Source organism: Streptococcus halitosis (assembly GCF_027691175.1).
Taxonomy (GTDB): domain Bacteria; phylum Bacillota; class Bacilli; order Lactobacillales; family Streptococcaceae; genus Streptococcus; species Streptococcus halitosis_A.
The window spans coordinates 1,193,322-1,210,609 of the sequence record NZ_JAQFBD010000001.1 but is presented as its reverse complement, the minus strand read 5'-3'; the positions used below and the strand labels follow the sequence as shown (position 1 = coordinate 1,210,609).

The following is a 17,288-nucleotide window of genomic DNA, read 5'->3' as shown; positions in this document are numbered from 1 at the left end:
TTTTTGTATGGATTTTCCTATCGAAAATCACTAAAAATATGATATAATGAAGTGTTAGAAAAACAGGTTTCATTAGCCTGGAAAGGAAAAATTATGTCTGAAAAGAATTTTTATATTACAACACCGATTTACTATCCATCTGGTAAACTTCATATCGGTTCTGCCTACACAACCATCGCTTGTGATGTCCTAGCTCGCTACAAACGCCTCATGGGCTATGATGTCTTTTATCTGACAGGTCTTGACGAGCATGGTCAGAAAATCCAGCAAAAAGCGGAAGAAGCTGGCATCACACCTCAAGCTTATGTTGATGGGATGGCGGTTGGAGTCAAAGAACTCTGGAAATTACTCGATATCTCATACGATAAATTCATTCGTACAACGGATGACTACCATGAAAAAGTAGTGGCGCAAGTCTTTGAACGTTTACTTGCTCAAGATGACATCTACCTAGGTGAATATTCTGGTTGGTATTCAGTCTCAGATGAGGAATTCTTTACAGAAAGCCAGCTTGCGGAAGTTTTCCGTGATGAAGCTGGAAATGTGACGGGCGGCATCGCTCCATCAGGACATCAAGTGGAATGGGTTTCTGAAGAGTCATACTTCCTTCGCCTCAGCAAATACCAAGACCGTTTGGTTAAATTTTTCAAATCGCACCCTGACTTCATCACTCCAGATGGTCGTCTTAATGAAATGTTGCGTAACTTCATCGAGCCAGGTTTGGAAGACTTAGCGGTTTCTCGTACAACCTTTACTTGGGGTGTACCAGTCCCATCAAATCCAAAACACGTTGTCTACGTTTGGATTGATGCCCTTCTCAACTATGCGACTGCTCTTGGTTACGGTCAAGACGATCATGCTAACTATGATAAATTCTGGAATGGAACTGTCTTCCACATGGTCGGAAAAGACATTCTTCGATTCCACTCAATTTACTGGCCAATCCTTCTCATGATGTTGGATATGAAGTTGCCTGACCGCTTGATTGCCCACGGTTGGTTTGTCATGAAAGACGGCAAGATGTCTAAGTCTAAAGGGAATGTCGTTTACCCTGAAATGTTAGTAGAACGCTATGGTCTCGATCCACTTCGTTACTACCTCATGCGTAGCCTTCCAGTTGGTTCAGATGGAACCTTCACTCCAGAAGACTATGTCGGCCGTATCAACTATGAATTGGCCAATGACCTTGGAAACCTCCTTAACCGTACGGTTTCCATGATCAACAAGTATTTTGATGGGCAAATCCCTGCCTATGTAGAGGGTGTAACAGAGTTTGATAATGCTCTTGCACAAGTAGCAGAGCAATCTATCACTGACTACCATACTCAAATGGAAGCAGTTGACTACCCACGTGCCCTTGAAGCAGTCTGGACTCTTATCTCTCGTACCAACAAATACATCGATGAGACAGCCCCATGGGTCTTGGCTAAGGATGAAGAGCACCGTGACCAATTGGCAAGTGTCATGAGCCACTTGGCAGCCAGCCTTCGTGTCGTAGCTCACATGATTGAGCCATTTATGATGGAAACCAGTCGTGCAGTCTTGACTCAACTTGGTCTAGTAGAAGTTTCTAGCCTAGAAAACTTGAGCTTGGCTGATTTCCCTGCTGGTGTGACTGTTGTTGCCAAAGGAACACCAATCTTCCCACGTCTGGACATGGAAGAAGAGATTGCCTATATCAAAGAACAAATGGAAGGCAACAAACCAGCAGTTGAAAAAGAATGGAATCCAGATGAAGTTGAACTCAAACTCAACAAGAATGAAATCAAGTTTGAAGACTTTGACAAGGTTGAGATCCGTGTCGCAGAAGTCAAAGAAGTGTCTAAAGTGGAAGGTTCTGACAAGTTGCTCCAATTCCGCCTAGATGCTGGTGATGGTGAAGACCGTCAAATCCTCTCAGGAATTGCCAAATACTATCCAAACGAGCAAGAATTGGTCGGCAAGAAAGTCCAAATCGTTGCCAACCTCAAACCACGTAAGATGATGAAGAAATATGTCAGCCAAGGAATGATCCTTTCAGCTGAACATGAAGGCAAGTTAACCCTTCTCACAGTTGATCCAGCTGTACCAAACGGAAGTGTGATTGGGTAATAGCAAAAAACCAACGTTAGGTACGTTGGTTTTTCTTGTTATATGCGAGATTATCTAAGAAGTGGTCTATCTCCTTTTGAGACCTGAGGAGAATTACTTTCTCTGGATAGGTTTCTTGAATCCCCTTGTAGCGTTCCTTAGCGGATTTGCTCCGCCCATCCCAGAGAATCCATCGGATAAAGTCCCAGTCAAAGCGTTCGGGACAACCTGCAGCCATGCTTTCTCGGACCTTGCCTCGGTATGTGAGATACCGTTTAAGGGCTCGAAAGAGACAAGTCCATGGTGAAAAATTGAGAAAGATGATTTGGTCAGCTTGCTCCATCCTTTCCTCATAGCAGCACCAAGAGTAGTTTCCATCGATGACCCAGTCTGAGTGAGTGGTTAGGAATTTTTTCATCTCAGATTTCATCCAATCACGATCACTGTCTTGCCAATTTGGTTGAAATTGGAGGGTGTCCATATGCAGTTTGGGAATTGAGTAGAACTGGGATAACTTTTGTGCCAGGGTTGATTTCCCAGCACCAGAATAGCCGATAATTGCGATTTTCATTTTCTACCTTTTCGTAATGGAGGACAAAAAAACAGCCTCGGTGGACTGTTTCTTATTTAGCAAGTTTAGCTGAAAGACGAGCTTTATCGCGGCTTGCTTTGTTTTTATGAATCAAACCTTTAGTTTCTGCTTTGTCGATAGCTGAGCTAGCAGCACGGAAAAGTTCTTCAGAAGGGTTTGCTTCGAAAGCTTTGATAGCAGTACGCATAGCTGATTTTTGAGCTGAGTTTTTTTCGTTTTGTTTAACGTTCAATTCAGCGCGTTTGATAGCTGATTTAATGTTTGCCAATGTTCTTACCTCCATATTTACTAACTATACCATTATATATGAAAACTTAGGTTTTGACAAGGGGAAATTATTTTTTTAGGTAAATTTCATCGATTTCGTGGTTTTTAGTCTTGTGGAGAATGACCTCGGCGCGATTCCTTGTCGGTTCGATGTAGTTTTGTAGATTTGTGAGATTAATGCTGGTCCAAACCTGATGTGCAAAGGCTTCAACTTCTCCAATCGGCATTTGCGTAAAACGGTGGTAGTAACTGTTGGGGTCATTTTGGGCAAAGCTGAGCAGCTTTAAGAAACGATCCAGATACCAACTTTCAATGTCCTCGACAGCAGCATCCACATAGATGGAGAAATCAAAGAAATCAGTAATGTAAAGGCGCTCATTTTGAGGATTTTGAAAGACATTGATGCCTTCAACAATAACAAAGTCAGCAGCTTTGACACGTTGCTTCTCTCCTGGAACGATGTCATACACTTCATGAGAATAGACAGGAATATCGACATCTTGCCCATTCTTTAGGCGATCAAGAAAATTCAGCAAGGTTTCCATATCATAACTTTCAGGAAAACCCTTGCGATTTAATATATCTTGGTCCATCAAGGTTTGATTGGGATAGAGAAAGCCGTCAGTTGTCACCAATTCTACAGTAGCATCAGTAACTGTACGAGAGAGAAGGATTTGCAGAAGTCGGCTAGTTGTTGATTTTCCTACAGCTACACTTCCTGAAACTCCAATAATGAAGGGTTGAGATTTACTCTCTCTTTGGAGAAAAATCCCCTTAGAAAAGGCTAAATCCTCTTTGGTGCGTTTGTAAATTTGGATGAGATGAGCTAAAGGTAAATAAATATCTGTCACATCTTGCAGACTAATCTGGTCATTGAAACTCTTGATGGATTCTAGTTCCTCTTCTGTCAAAGGAGGTGTTGTCTTTCGATGTAAAGATTGCCAAGTATGGCGGCTGATTTTCTCAAAATGTAAAAATTCGTTGGTCATTGTTTTCCCCTAGATATTTTGTCTATCATACCATAAAAAGCTAAAAAAATAAAGCGGTTTCTTGATGGTAGTAAGTCAATATCGTATAATAGAGATGGAGGTTGAATAGTTTAATGATGAGATAGGGAATTGTTTCTGAAGACTTATCAGTTATTAAAAGTGGGTTTTTTAGTTCGCAACTTATAGGAGGCATACAATGAAAATCTTGAGATGTTACATATTGGAACTCTGTTTTATTTTAAGTTTTACACTACCTTTTATAAGGGGAGCGAATGCGGATAATGGTAGACGCTTTGTAGAAACCTATTACGGTTTTACCTTCTTAATGGATCATCTCCTTGTAACAGCTGTCTTTATCTGTTCGCTCTTGATTGCCTGGCTAGTAAAAAAGCAGTGGACGAAATGGATTGCTGCTGGTAGTTATCTATTTTTGATTTTGTGGATTGCTACAGAAGGATATCTATTCCGTATGTCGCTAGAAGATTTGATACGACTTTGGACAAGTTTGGAAATCTTGACACAAACTTATCAGTTGGGCTTTTATCTAAACATCATATTGGGAATCCTGTTGATAATAAAGTATTTTAAGGTTAAGAAATGGTAATAAAAATGCGCCTGATTACAGACGAACTGTTTTTTCCTGACTATGATAATTTGTAGTTCCCGATAGATTGTAATGTATTTCTAATAATTGAAAGAGATTGAAGAAAAGGTTTTTTGACTAGGATTCTTCAGTCTTTTTCATTTGATCATCACTTTGTAAACGATTTACAATTCAAGCCAAATTATGGTAAAATAGTTTTATGAGTAAAATGTATTATGCAGAAAATCCTGATGCTGCTCACGACATTCATGAGTTGAGAGTGGAGTTGTTGGGAGAAAATATGACCTTTTTAACAGATGCGGGTGTTTTTAGCAAGAAAATGGTTGACTTTGGGAGTCAACTTTTATTGAAGTGTTTGGAGGTTAACAAAGGAGAAACGGTCCTTGATGTGGGTTGTGGTTATGGGCCATTGGGTTTGTCATTGGTCAAGGCTTATGGAGTTCAGGCAACCATGGTCGATATTAATAATCGCGCTCTAGACTTAGCGCGACAAAATGCTGAACGAAATAAAGTAGAAGTGACGATTTTCCAATCCAATATCTATGAACAAGTTGAAGGGAAATTTGACCATGTTATTTCCAATCCGCCTATTCGAGCGGGGAAACAAGTTGTTCATGAGATTATCGAAAAGAGCAGAGATTTCTTGAAAGATGGAGGTGATTTAACCATTGTCATTCAGAAAAAGCAAGGTGCTCCGAGCGCCAAAAGCAAGATGGAAGATGTTTTTGGAAATTGTGAAATTATAAAGAAAGACAAGGGATATTATATCCTTAGAAGTGTGAAAGCATGAGAGCAGTCGATTTAATTCAAAAGAAACGAGATGGTCAAGAACTGACTTCAAATGAAATCAAGTGGCTAGTAGAAGGCTATGTAGCGGGAACTGTTCCAGACTATCAGATGTCTGCCTTTGCTATGGCTGTTTATTTTAAAGGAATGACCACACGAGAGATTTCTGACCTGACGATGAATATGGTCAAGACAGGTCAAGAGTTTGACTTATCTGCCATTGAGGGGGTTAAAGTTGACAAGCATTCTACGGGTGGAGTTGGGGATAAGGTGACTTTGATTTTAGCGCCTTTAGTAGCCAGTTTTGGTGTTCCGGTCGCAAAAATGAGTGGCCGTGGACTTGGCCATACTGGCGGAACCCTAGATAAGTTGGAAGCAATCAAGGGCTACCAAGTCGAGCGAAGTCAAGAAGATTTCATTCGTCAGGTACAGGACATTGGTGTATCTGTCATTGGCCAGTCTGACCAGCTGGTTAAAGCAGATAAACTTCTCTATGCGCTTCGTGATGTGACAGCGACTGTTGACACGATTCCTTTGATTGCTAGTTCTGTCATGAGCAAGAAAATTGCTGCTGGGGCGGATGCTATTTTGCTAGATGTGACTGTTGGTGAGGGTGCCTTCATGAAAACTGTCGATGAGGCGCGGGAATTGGCTCAAACCATGGTCGATTTGGGTAAGGCTGTTGGTCGAAAGACAGTAGCGGTTATTACCGATATGAGTCAACCCTTGGGACGAGCCATTGGCAATCGTCTCGAAATCCTAGAAGCAATTGAAATTCTTCAAGGAAAAGGCCGAGAAGATATTAGTCACTTTATTTGTGAACTAGCTCAGATTATGCTTGGTTTGGCAAATGTCGAGAAGACGGTTGAAGAAGTCCGTCAACACCTTGAAAACGGCCAAGCGCTGGCTAAGTTTGAAGAAATGGTAGCAGCTCAAGGCGGTGATTTAGAAGATCTCTATCGTCCAGTCAAGGTGGCGCATGTAGTAGATATCCCGGCTCAAGAGTCAGGTGTCATTTCAGCCCTTCCAGCGATGGAATTTGGTCTCTATGCCATGAGATTGGGAGCTGGTCGCGCAGTCAAGTCTGATGATTTAGACTATGAAACTGGAATCGTTTTTGAGAAGAAGGTCGGTGACTCCGTTCAAAAGGGAGAAATTGTCGCAAAAGTTTATACAAATGGAAAAATTTCCCCTCAACTAGTTACAGAATTCCAAAAATATGTTAAAATAAATGATAGAGTGAAACGTTTGCAGGAAATAATTGAAATCATCTCATGAAAAGGAGAGAAATTCGAATATGAAGTTAAATAAATATATCGATCATACGCTTTTAAAGCAAGATGCAAGCCAAGAACAAATTGATCGTTTGCTATCTGAAGCGCGTGAGTATGATTTTGCCAGCGTTTGTGTTAATCCTACATGGGTTAAACATGCGAAAACAGGGCTTGAAGGCTCAGATGTAAAGGTTTGTACAGTAGTAGGTTTTCCTTTGGGAGCAACAACTTCAGCTGTGAAAGCTTTTGAAACAAAAGAAGCTGTCCAAAACGGTGCAGATGAGATTGATATGGTTATCAATGTTGGTGCCCTCAAATCAGGCAATCTGGATTTGGTTGAATCGGACATCCGTGCTGTCGTAGAAGCAAGTGGTGACAAGCTGGTTAAGGTCATTATCGAAGCTTGCTTGTTGACAGACGATGAAAAGGTTGTGGCCTGCCAATTATCCCAGAAAGCAGGCGCTGACTTTGTCAAAACATCAACTGGATTTTCAACTGGTGGTGCCACTATTGAGGATGTTCAGTTGATGCGTAAAACAGTCGGGCCAGATATGGGAGTTAAGGCAGCTGGTGGAGCGCGTTCATATGCAGATGCTGTCGCTTTTGTGGAAGCAGGCGCTACCCGTATCGGAACATCTGCTGGCGTTGCGATTTTAAAAGGAGAATTGGCAGATGGCGACTACTGAGTTGATTGAACTAGCAATTGAAACCAGCAAACAAGCCTATGTCCCCTATTCTCACTTTCCCATCGGAGCTGTTTTAGTTGCTAAGGACGGTAGCATTTATACGGGTGTTAATATCGAGAATGCTAGTTATCCTTTGACCAATTGTGGAGAGCGTACAGCTATTTTCAAAGCAGTCTCTGAAGGTCAACGGGAATTTTCAGAATTGATTGTCTACGGTCAAACTGAAAAACCCATCTCACCATGTGGTGCTTGTCGCCAAGTCATGGTTGAGTTTTTTGAACAAGATCTAAAAGTGACCTTAGTCGCTAAAGATAAATCGACGGTCGAGATGACGGTCGGGGAGTTACTTCCATACTCTTTTACAGACTTAAATTAGTCTGAGCTACTCTTCGAGTGGCTGAGGTCTACGTGACCAAACGATCTATACTTGCAACATCGTTGCACATCTTATTTAGGAGGTTCAGTAATGAACAAGAAACAATGGCTAGGCCTTGGTCTAGTTGCAGTGGCAGCAGTTGGACTTGCTGCATGTGGTAACCGCTCTTCTCGTAACGCAGCTTCATCTTCATCTGAAATGAAGACCAAAGCAGCGATCGTAACAGATACTGGTGGTGTTGATGATAAATCATTTAACCAATCAGCTTGGGAAGGTTTGCAAGACTGGGGTAAAGAACACAATCTTTCTAAAGATAAAGGCTTTACTTATTTCCAATCAACAAGTGAAGCAGACTATGCTAACAACTTGCAACAAGCGGCTGGAAGTTACAACCTGATCTTCGGTGTTGGTTTTGCACTTCACAATGCAGTTGAAGAGGCAGCAAAAGACCACTCTGACTTAAACTATGTCTTGATTGATGATGTGATCAAAGATCAAAAGAATGTTGCGAGCGTAACATTTGCTGATAACGAAGCAGCTTACCTTGCTGGTGTTGCAGCAGCTAAAACAACTAAAACAAAACAAGTTGGTTTTGTAGGTGGTATCGAATCTGAAGTTATTTCACGTTTCGCTGCTGGATTTAAGGCTGGTGTTGAGTCAGTAGACCCATCTATCAAAGTACAAGTTGACTACGCTGGTTCATTTGGTGATGCTGCCAAAGGTAAAACAATTGCAGCAGCTCAATACGCTGCAGGTGCAGACGTTGTCTACCAAGCAGCTGGTGGTACAGGTGCTGGTGTCTTTGCTGAAGCAAAATCTTTGAACGAAAGCAAAAATGAAAACGAAAAAGTTTGGGTTATTGGTGTAGACCGTGACCAAGCAGCAGAAGGTAAATACACTTCTAAAGATGGTAAAGAATCAAACTTCGTTCTTGTATCTACATTGAAACAAGTTGGTACAACTGTAAAAGATATTGCCAACAAAACAGAAAAAGGTGAATTCCCTGGCGGACAAGTTATTGTCTACTCATTGAAGGATAAAGGGGTTGACTTGGCAGTAACAAACCTTTCAGAAGAAGGTAAAAAAGCTGTTGAAGACGCAAAAGCTAAAATCCTTGACGGAAGCGTAAAAGTTCCTGAAAAATAATGGATAAAAGTCATTTCTTAGGAAGCGACCATCGGTCGCTTCTTTAAGAATTGAGGCAATTTTTGTCTCAATAGAACTTGTTAACACGATTAGCAGGTTTTATTGAAACAAAATAAACCTCGGAAAGGAAAAGCATATGGCACACGAAAATGTCATTGAGATGCGGGATATTACCAAGGTGTTTGGTGAATTTGTAGCGAACGACAAGATCAACTTGCAACTGCGAAAAGGTGAAATCCATGCACTTTTAGGAGAAAATGGAGCGGGTAAATCCACTCTGATGAATATGCTGGCAGGACTTCTCGAGCCAACTAGTGGTGAAATTGCGGTGAATGGTCAAGTTGTCAAACTAGATTCACCTTCTAAAGCTGCTAGTCTAGGAATTGGGATGGTTCACCAACATTTTATGTTGGTTGAAGCTTTTACAGTAGCTGAAAATATCATTTTGGGGAGTGAAATTACTAAAAATGGTGTGTTAGATATAGCTGAAGCTACTAAAGAAATCAAGGCTCTTTCTGAACGTTATGGTTTGGCAGTGGATCCTGCTGCCAAGGTGGCAGATATTTCCGTTGGTGCTCAACAACGTGTAGAAATCTTGAAGACACTTTACCGTGGTGCTGATATCCTCATCTTTGACGAACCTACGGCAGTATTGACTCCTTCAGAGATTGATGAGTTGATGGCTATCATGAAAAACCTTGTCAAAGAAGGGAAATCCATTATTTTGATTACCCATAAACTGGATGAAATTCGTGCGGTATCCAATCGAGTGACGGTTATCCGTCGAGGAAAATCTATTGAGACTGTTGAGATTGCAGGGGCAACCAATGCGGACTTGGCTGAGATGATGGTGGGACGTTCTGTCTCCTTCAAAACGGAGAAACAGGCACCACAACCAAAAGAAGTAGTCTTGTCTATCAAAGACTTGGTTGTTAATGAAAACCGAGGTGTACCAGCTGTGAAGAATCTTTCTTTGGATGTTCGTGCTGGTGAAATTGTTGGTATTGCAGGTATTGATGGCAATGGTCAATCTGAACTCATTCAAGCCATTACGGGTCTTCGTAAGGTTGAGTCTGGTAGTATTGAATTAAAAGGCAAGTCAATCGTAGGAATGCATCCTCGACAAATTACGGAACTCAGTGTGGGGCATGTTCCTGAAGACCGCCACCGTGATGGTTTGATTTTAGAGATGATGATTTCAGAAAATATCGCTCTTCAAACCTACTACAAAGAACCACTCAGCAAGAATGGTATTTTGAACTATGCTAATATCACTTCACATGCCAAGAAATTGATGGAAGAATTTGACGTCCGTGCGGCGAGCGAGTTTGTTCCAGCAGCAGCTCTTTCAGGAGGAAATCAACAAAAAGCGATTATCGCTCGTGAAATTGATCGTGATCCTGATCTCCTTATCGTCAGCCAACCAACTCGTGGTTTGGATGTCGGTGCCATTGAATATATCCACAAACGCTTGATTGAAGAACGTGATAACGGGAAAGCTGTGCTTGTTGTCAGCTTTGAATTGGATGAAATTTTAAATGTTTCAGACCGAATTGCTGTTATTCATGATGGTAAGATTCAAGGTATTGTGTTGCCAGAAACGACTAACAAACAAGAACTTGGTATCTTGATGGCAGGTGGAAACTTGGGAAAGGAGAAGAGTGATGTCTAAAAAGTTACAACAAATTTCGGTTCCCTTGATTTCCGTATTCTTAGGAATCTTGCTCGGAGCCGTCGTCATGTGGATTTTCGGCTACGATGCTATCTGGGGTTATGAGGAATTGTTCTATACGGCTTTTGGTAGTCTCCGTGGGATTGGTGAAATTTTCCGTGCCATGGGTCCTCTTGTCTTAATTGGTCTGGGTTTTGCAGTTGCTAGTCGTGCAGGTTTCTTTAACGTTGGGCTTCCTGGCCAGGCACTAGCAGGTTGGATTCTTAGTGGTTGGTTTGCTTTGTCGCATCCGGACATGCCACGCCCAATGTTGATTTTAGCGACTGTAGTAATTGCTTTGATTGCAGGTGGGATTGTAGGTGCTATTCCAGGTATTCTCAGAGCCTATCTCGGTACGTCAGAGGTTATCGTAACCATTATGATGAACTATATTGTTTTGTACGTAGGGAACGCCTTTATTCATTCTTTCCCGAAAGACTTTATGCAAAGTACAGACTCAACGATTCGTGTGAGTGCCAATGCCACTTATCAAACACCGTGGTTATCTGAGTTGACTGGCAATTCTCGTATGAATATCGGAATCTTCTTTGCAATCATTGCTGTTGGTGTGATTTGGTTCTTGCTCAAGAAAACGACTCTCGGTTTTGAAATTCGTGCGGTTGGTCTCAATCCCCATGCCTCAGAGTACGCTGGTATTTCAGCAAAACGTACAATCATCCTATCAATGATTATCTCTGGTGCTTTGGCTGGTCTTGGTGGAGCTGTCGAAGGTCTTGGAACTTTCCAAAACGTTTACGTTCAAGGTTCATCATTAGCTATCGGATTTAACGGAATGGCGGTTAGTTTGCTTGCGGCCAACTCACCAATTGGTATTCTCTTTGCAGCCTTCTTATTTGGAGTTTTGCAAGTTGGTGCGCCGGGTATGAATGCTGCGCAAGTTCCGTCTGAACTTGTCAGCATTGTAACAGCGTCCATTATCTTCTTTGTCAGTGTTCACTATATTATCGAACATTTTGTCAAACCCCAAAAACAAGTTAAAGGAGGTAAGTAAGGATGTCTATTACAACATTGCTCACCCTCTTGGTCTCTTCTATGCTGATTTACTCAGCGCCACTTATTTTTACGAGTATTGGAGGAGTCTTCTCTGAACGTGGTGGTGTCGTTAACGTCGGTCTTGAAGGAATCATGGTTATGGGAGCCTTTTCTGGGGTTGTCTTTAATCTTGAGCTTGCAGAACAACTTGGAACAGCGACTCCTTGGATTTCCTTGTTAGTTGCCGGTGTCGTGGGAGCTATTTTCTCCCTCATTCATGCAGTCGCTACAGTTCATTTCCGTGCGGATCATGTTGTCAGTGGTACAGTATTGAACTTGATGGCTCCTGCCCTAGCAGTTTTCTTGGTTAAAGTTCTTTATAACAAAGGACAAACGGATAATTTAAGCCAGACCTTTGGACGTTTTGATTTTCCAGTTTTGGCTAATATCCCAGTGATTGGAGATATCTTCTTCAAGTCAACAAGTTTGCTAGGTTATATCGCGATTGTCTTCTCATTCTTTGCTTGGTTTATCCTCTTCAAGACCCGCTTTGGTCTTCGCCTTCGTTCTGTCGGTGAACATCCTCAGGCAGCGGATACCTTGGGGATCAATGTCTATAAGATGCGGTATCTTGGGGTTATCATATCAGGTTTCCTAGGGGGAATTGGTGGAGCAATTTATGCTCAATCTATTTCAGTTAACTTCTCAGTGACAACTATTGTCGGTCCTGGATTTATCGCTCTTGCGGCAATGATCTTTGGTAAATGGAACCCAATCGGTGCTATGCTTTCTAGTCTTTTCTTTGGACTTTCACAAAGTTTGGCAGTTATCGGTTCTCAATTGCCTTTTCTACAAGGAGTGCCAGCGGTTTACCTTCAAATCGCCCCTTATGTCTTGACCATCCTTGTCTTGGCTGCCTTCTTTGGAAAAGCAGTTGCGCCTAAGGCAGATGGTATCAACTATATCAAATCAAAATAAGCATACAAAAAAACGTCAGTTTCAAACTGGCGTTTTATTTTTTAGGATTTTGATGTGTCAAGTTTAATCCCCAAGGGACAAGATTTTCAGTTTTATTTTTGATACGTGTGATATTATCCTTGTGACGAATGATAATCAAGCTAGCAAGTGCTAGGATAATCAAAATGAAGAGAGGGTCATAGCTGTTTAGGATAAATCCAAATAGTGGAAATAGTAGAACTCCGATAACGGCTGCGATAGAAGCAGCAACGCTAGACAAGGAAATCATACTACCAAGATAGAGGGTTCCAAAGAATACGACTGCTAGGTAGAGACAGAAGATAGGTGCAAATCCGAAAACAACTCCAGCGCTAGTAGCGACAGCCTTGCCCCCCTTAAAGCCTGCAAAGATAGGGAAGGTATGTCCAATGACAGCCAAAAGTCCAAAGGCAAGAGGTGATACACCTTGTAGGTGGAAAAGAATTGGAAGCAGAGTGGCCAAGGTTCCTTTGAAAAAGTCAATTACAAAGGTTGCCATACCCGCTTTCTTACCCAAAATACGGAAAGTATTGGTTGTTCCAGTATTTCCAGAACCATGCTCTCGCAGATTTGTTTGAAAGAAGATTTGTCCGATCCAAAGACCAGAAGGGATTGAGCCTAGTAGATAAGCTAAAATTAATAATACAAATGTCATCATAGACCTATTATACCATGAAATAGTGTAGAAATGATGAGAATATCCTTTAAAATTGTGACGGCTGAACGGGAAAAACTTTGCAAAATCCCTAGAAAACCTGTAAAATAGAAAAGATGAACAAATAGGAGGTTCCTTGTGTCAAAAAAGGAAATCAATATTAATAACTACAATGATGACGCCATTCAGGTGCTAGAAGGGTTGGATGCGGTCCGTAAACGTCCGGGGATGTATATCGGTTCGACCGACGGTGCAGGTCTCCATCACCTAGTCTGGGAAATTGTGGACAATGCAGTCGATGAAGCCCTATCTGGCTTCGGTGATCGCATTGATGTGACTATCAATAAAGACGGAAGTCTAACAGTAGAGGACCATGGTCGTGGGATGCCGACTGGTATGCACGCCATGGGAATTCCAACTGTTGAGGTTATCTTTACTATTCTTCACGCTGGAGGAAAATTCGGTCAGGGTGGTTATAAGACTTCGGGTGGTCTCCATGGGGTTGGTTCTTCCGTCGTGAATGCCTTATCTAGTTGGCTAGAAGTGGAAATCACTCGTGATGGTGCAGTCTACAAGCAACGCTTTGAAAATGGTGGGAAACCTGCCACGACTTTGAAGAAAATTGGTACAGCACCCAAGTCTAAGACAGGAACCAAGGTTACCTTCATGCCTGATGCGACGATTTTCTCTACGACTGACTTCAAGTACAATACCATTTCAGAACGACTCAATGAGTCTGCCTTTCTCTTAAAAAATGTGACCTTGTCTCTGACTGACAAACGAACAGATGAAGCGATTGAATTTCACTATGAAAATGGAGTTCAGGACTTTGTTTCCTATCTGAACGAAGACAAGGAAACCTTGACACCAGTTCTTTACTTCGAAGGTGAAGACAATGGTTTCCAAGTGGAAGTAGCTCTCCAGTATAATGATGGATTTTCAGATAACATCTTGTCCTTTGTCAATAACGTTCGTACCAAGGACGGTGGAACGCATGAGACGGGACTCAAGTCTGCCATTACAAAGGTCATGAACGACTATGCGCGTAAGACGGGACTTCTCAAGGAAAAAGATAAAAACCTAGAAGGTTCAGATTATCGCGAGGGACTAGCAGCCGTTCTTTCTATTCTGGTTCCTGAAGAGCACCTTCAGTTTGAAGGACAGACCAAGGACAAACTAGGAAGTCCTCTGGCTCGTCCAGTTGTGGATGGGATTGTGGCTGATAAGTTGACCTTCTTCCTTATGGAAAATGGTGAACTGGCTTCCAATCTGATTCGCAAGGCTATCAAAGCGCGTGATGCGCGCGAGGCGGCTCGCAAAGCGCGTGATGAGAGCCGAAATGGTAAGAAAAACAAGAAAGACAAAGGCTTGCTGTCTGGAAAATTGACCCCAGCCCAGTCTAAAAATCCTGCAAAGAACGAACTCTACCTGGTCGAGGGTGATTCTGCCGGCGGTTCTGCTAAGCAAGGTCGTGACCGTAAATTCCAAGCTATCCTACCTCTTCGTGGTAAGGTTATCAATACAGCCAAGGCCAAGATGGCGGATATCCTTAAAAATGAGGAAATCAACACCATGATTTATACCATTGGTGCTGGTGTGGGAGCAGACTTTTCTATTGAGGATGCTAACTATGACAAGATCATTATCATGACCGATGCCGATACAGATGGTGCCCATATCCAGACCTTGCTCTTAACCTTTTTCTACCGCTATATGCGTCCGCTAGTTGAGGCAGGTCATGTCTATATCGCCCTTCCCCCTCTTTACAAGATGTCTAAAGGAAAAGGTGAGAAAGAAGAAGTGGCTTATGCTTGGACCGACGGTGAGCTAGAAGAGCTCCGCAAGCAGTTTGGCAAAGGCGCTACCCTTCAACGCTACAAGGGACTTGGTGAGATGAACGCCGATCAGCTCTGGGAAACAACCATGAACCCAGAAACCCGTACCCTCATCCGTGTCACGATTGAAGACCTGGCACGCGCTGAACGCCGCGTCAATGTCCTCATGGGTGATAAGGTTGAACCACGCCGCAAGTGGATTGAGGATAATGTCAAGTTTACGTTGGAAGAGAATGGGGTGTTTTAAGAAATGTATGCATATTAAAGGAGTGTTATGGAAAAATTATTTGTTATCGGAAATGGGTTTGATCTTGCTCATGGTTTAAAGACGAGTTATTTGAATTTTAAAAAATTTGTATATCAGCAGTTTTGTAATTCTCAAGTTGATATAGAATTAGATAAACTATCTGAAATAAGAAATATTTTTTTTAATGATTTTGAGATTCCTTCCTCTACTACAGGTAATCATGGTGAGGAATTGTATAATGATCGAGAGGTTGCAAAGAAATATTACGAGTTAATCTCATTGATAGTTGAAGATAAAAAAGACTGGAGAGATTTTGAGAACTCTTTGGCAAAGATAAGTGATATCGAATTTGAACTGAATAGTTTCTATGATGATGAAGGAGATTTAGATTGTTTTCAAACAGCATATTATATAGAAGATTTTTCAGAAACATTAAAAAATTTTTATCAATATGCGACGAATAGCTTGTTTAGTGGATGGATCAATACGATCTCTAAATCGGAAGAGTATGAACATCTTTTACCTACTAAGGAAAGTGTATTAGACTCAAAGGGAGTTGCACTATATCTAACATTCAACTATACAATGGTATTGGAAGAAAAATACGGAGTTAAAGAAGAGGATATTTTTCACATACATGGAAGTATTAAGACAAAAGAGTATTTGGTAGGCCATAATGTAGAAGAGGACGCAAAAGAGGATTTTAATCCACTTTCTTTAAATTCGTATATAGATTCTAGCATTGAGGCTGTTAGAAAGCCTGTAAAGGAGAGATTGGAATCTGATGCAATGAAAAACTTTCTGGAAAGATTCTCTGACGTAAGTGAAATTTATTTTATTGGTTTTAATCTAAAAGAGCAAGATTCCCCAGATAAACTATACTTTCAAAGGATATTTGAAATATTGCCAAATGTAAAAGTTTTTATTGATGATTTTAGCAAAGATGATGAAAAGTCTATTAAGGATACCCTTAAAGAGTGGGGATTAAAAAATTATGAAAGTATTGAATTTATAAAAACATAATCAAATTAAAAGAACTATGCAGGTATTAACATGAGAACTGAACCCGAAATGCTCGATGTGATTTTACAGACTGCCCAAACTTTACAAGTCGAGGCTGTCGCCATGTCTGGTTCACGAACTGATACAAAAGCACCAAAAGATGAGTTTCAGGATTACGACGTGGTTTATGTTGTAGATGACTTAGATACTCTAACAAGCAATCTTGCTTGGTTGGACTCCTTTGGCAAACGTATCATTGAGCAACATAATGTCCTAGGCAATCGTCGTCTTTATCTCATGCTCTTTGAAGATGGTAACCGTATTGATTTGACTTTATGTCCTAAAGAGTATATCCAAGAGTGGGTGGATAGTGAAGCTGATTATACAGTTTTGAAAGATGAGAAAGGCTTGTTTGAGTCCTATACTACAAGTCCTCAACGTTACTGGACGAATCCAGCTAGTGAGATAGATTTCGAAAAAGCCTGCAATGAATTTTGGTGGGTTTCTGCCTATGTAGTGAAGGGCATTTGTCGGAATCAGCTCATCTATGCGACTGACCATCTCTACGGTATTTGCCAACAAGAACTCTTGAAGGTCTTGGCTTGGCAGGTTGCAAGTGATAAGGGGACTGTCGATATCGGCAAGAACTACAAGTATCTTTTTAACAATCTGCCTGCTGAGAAAGAAAAAGATTTTTCTATTTTGCTAGATTTCTCAAGTTTAGACAAAGTCACTCAGTCTTTATTGGCTACGATGAAACTTTTCCACAGAGAAGCTCAAATCCTTGCTCAAAAGATGAGCTTTGCCTACGATAAGGGAGTGGCTGAGAAGATGATTGAGTATGCTGAGGAAAGACTTTCAAGTCACTAACTAAATAAAGTATATAATTTAAAAGATTAAACTACAGAAAAGATAGTTTAGTTATATATAGTAACTGAACACGGGACTAATTTCTGTAAATTATCCCTTATTCTATAAAAACCTACTCTATATTCTTTGAAAGGAGTTGAACACGCCCAAAATACTGTGTGAAAAAGATAAATTTCCTTTGTATTTTAC

Annotated in this window: 17 protein-coding genes; 13 read left to right on the top strand and 4 right to left on the bottom strand. The window is 41.2% G+C overall.

Going from position 1 to position 17,288, the window contains the following annotated elements:
• Positions 1-93 precede the first annotated feature (93 nt).
• Complete coding sequence (metG, locus tag PG086_RS05895) at positions 94-2,091, top strand: methionine--tRNA ligase (protein WP_270748102.1); 1,998 nt, start codon at positions 94-96, stop codon at positions 2,089-2,091.
• A gap of 16 nt (positions 2,092-2,107) precedes the next feature.
• Here the strand turns inward: metG and PG086_RS05890 are convergent, their stop codons facing one another.
• From PG086_RS05890 to coaA, 3 genes are all read right to left on the bottom strand, one after another.
• Positions 2,108-2,641 (bottom strand): DNA topology modulation protein, encoded by a 534-nt coding sequence (locus PG086_RS05890; RefSeq protein WP_000684221.1) that lies wholly within the window; start codon positions 2,639-2,641, stop codon positions 2,108-2,110.
• A 52-nt stretch (positions 2,642-2,693) separates the two neighbouring features.
• Positions 2,694-2,930 (bottom strand): 30S ribosomal protein S20, encoded by a 237-nt coding sequence (gene rpsT / locus PG086_RS05885; protein ID WP_001274000.1) that lies wholly within the window; start codon positions 2,928-2,930, stop codon positions 2,694-2,696.
• Positions 2,931-2,997: 67 nt separating this feature from the next.
• Positions 2,998-3,918 (bottom strand): type I pantothenate kinase, encoded by a 921-nt coding sequence (gene coaA / locus PG086_RS05880; RefSeq protein WP_270748100.1) that lies wholly within the window; start codon positions 3,916-3,918, stop codon positions 2,998-3,000.
• 196 nt (positions 3,919-4,114) lie between these two features.
• Here coaA and PG086_RS05875 point away from each other — a divergent pair, with 196 nt between their 5' ends.
• The 9 genes from PG086_RS05875 (at position 4,115) to PG086_RS05835 (ending at position 12,472) form a co-directional block, all read left to right on the top strand.
• On the top strand, positions 4,115-4,522 hold the full coding sequence (locus PG086_RS05875) for a hypothetical protein (RefSeq protein WP_268704138.1): 408 nt from the start codon (positions 4,115-4,117) through the stop codon (positions 4,520-4,522).
• 199 nt (positions 4,523-4,721) lie between these two features.
• Positions 4,722-5,312 carry a class I SAM-dependent methyltransferase gene (locus PG086_RS05870; protein WP_270748096.1) on the top strand — a complete coding sequence of 197 codons (591 nt, stop codon included), beginning with the start codon at positions 4,722-4,724 and terminating at the stop codon, positions 5,310-5,312.
• Positions 5,309-6,586, top strand: coding sequence for a pyrimidine-nucleoside phosphorylase (locus PG086_RS05865; protein WP_270748095.1), 1,278 nt, complete (start codon positions 5,309-5,311; stop codon positions 6,584-6,586). The genes PG086_RS05870 and PG086_RS05865 overlap by 4 nt, the downstream gene beginning before the upstream one ends.
• Positions 6,587-6,605: 19 nt before the next feature.
• Positions 6,606-7,268 carry a deoxyribose-phosphate aldolase gene (gene deoC / locus PG086_RS05860; protein ID WP_007522166.1) on the top strand — a complete coding sequence of 221 codons (663 nt, stop codon included), beginning with the start codon at positions 6,606-6,608 and terminating at the stop codon, positions 7,266-7,268.
• Positions 7,255-7,644, top strand: a complete 390-nt coding sequence (locus tag PG086_RS05855) for a cytidine deaminase (RefSeq protein ID WP_000246111.1) — start codon at positions 7,255-7,257, stop codon at positions 7,642-7,644. The genes deoC and PG086_RS05855 overlap by 14 nt, the downstream gene beginning before the upstream one ends.
• Positions 7,645-7,734: 90 nt before the next feature.
• On the top strand, positions 7,735-8,790 hold the full coding sequence (locus PG086_RS05850) for a BMP family lipoprotein (RefSeq protein WP_038805409.1): 1,056 nt from the start codon (positions 7,735-7,737) through the stop codon (positions 8,788-8,790).
• A gap of 136 nt (positions 8,791-8,926) precedes the next feature.
• The gene (locus PG086_RS05845; RefSeq protein WP_270748092.1) at positions 8,927-10,462 is read left to right on the top strand and encodes an ABC transporter ATP-binding protein; all 1,536 of its coding nucleotides are present in this window, start codon (positions 8,927-8,929) and stop codon (positions 10,460-10,462) included.
• Positions 10,455-11,513 carry an ABC transporter permease gene (locus PG086_RS05840; RefSeq protein WP_270748091.1) on the top strand — a complete coding sequence of 353 codons (1,059 nt, stop codon included), beginning with the start codon at positions 10,455-10,457 and terminating at the stop codon, positions 11,511-11,513. The genes PG086_RS05845 and PG086_RS05840 overlap by 8 nt, the downstream gene beginning before the upstream one ends.
• Positions 11,514-11,515: 2 nt before the next feature.
• Positions 11,516-12,472, top strand: coding sequence for an ABC transporter permease (locus PG086_RS05835; RefSeq protein WP_109290104.1), 957 nt, complete (start codon positions 11,516-11,518; stop codon positions 12,470-12,472).
• A 34-nt stretch (positions 12,473-12,506) separates the two neighbouring features.
• Here PG086_RS05835 and plsY read toward each other — a convergent pair whose 3' ends face one another.
• A complete protein-coding gene (gene plsY / locus PG086_RS05830; protein WP_109290103.1) occupies positions 12,507-13,148 on the bottom strand; it encodes a glycerol-3-phosphate 1-O-acyltransferase PlsY in 642 nt (213 codons plus the stop codon).
• A gap of 135 nt (positions 13,149-13,283) precedes the next feature.
• Between plsY and parE the strand changes: the two genes are divergently transcribed.
• From parE to PG086_RS05815, 3 genes are read left to right on the top strand one after another with little or no spacing between them, the layout of a single operon-like run.
• Positions 13,284-15,227, top strand: a complete 1,944-nt coding sequence (gene parE, locus PG086_RS05825) for a DNA topoisomerase IV subunit B (RefSeq protein ID WP_270748087.1) — start codon at positions 13,284-13,286, stop codon at positions 15,225-15,227.
• A gap of 27 nt (positions 15,228-15,254) precedes the next feature.
• A complete protein-coding gene (locus PG086_RS05820; protein ID WP_270748086.1) occupies positions 15,255-16,250 on the top strand; it encodes an AbiH family protein in 996 nt (331 codons plus the stop codon).
• 30 nt (positions 16,251-16,280) lie between these two features.
• On the top strand, positions 16,281-17,099 hold the full coding sequence (locus tag PG086_RS05815; protein WP_270748084.1) for an aminoglycoside 6-adenylyltransferase: 819 nt from the start codon (positions 16,281-16,283) through the stop codon (positions 17,097-17,099).
• Positions 17,100-17,288 lie beyond the last annotated feature (189 nt).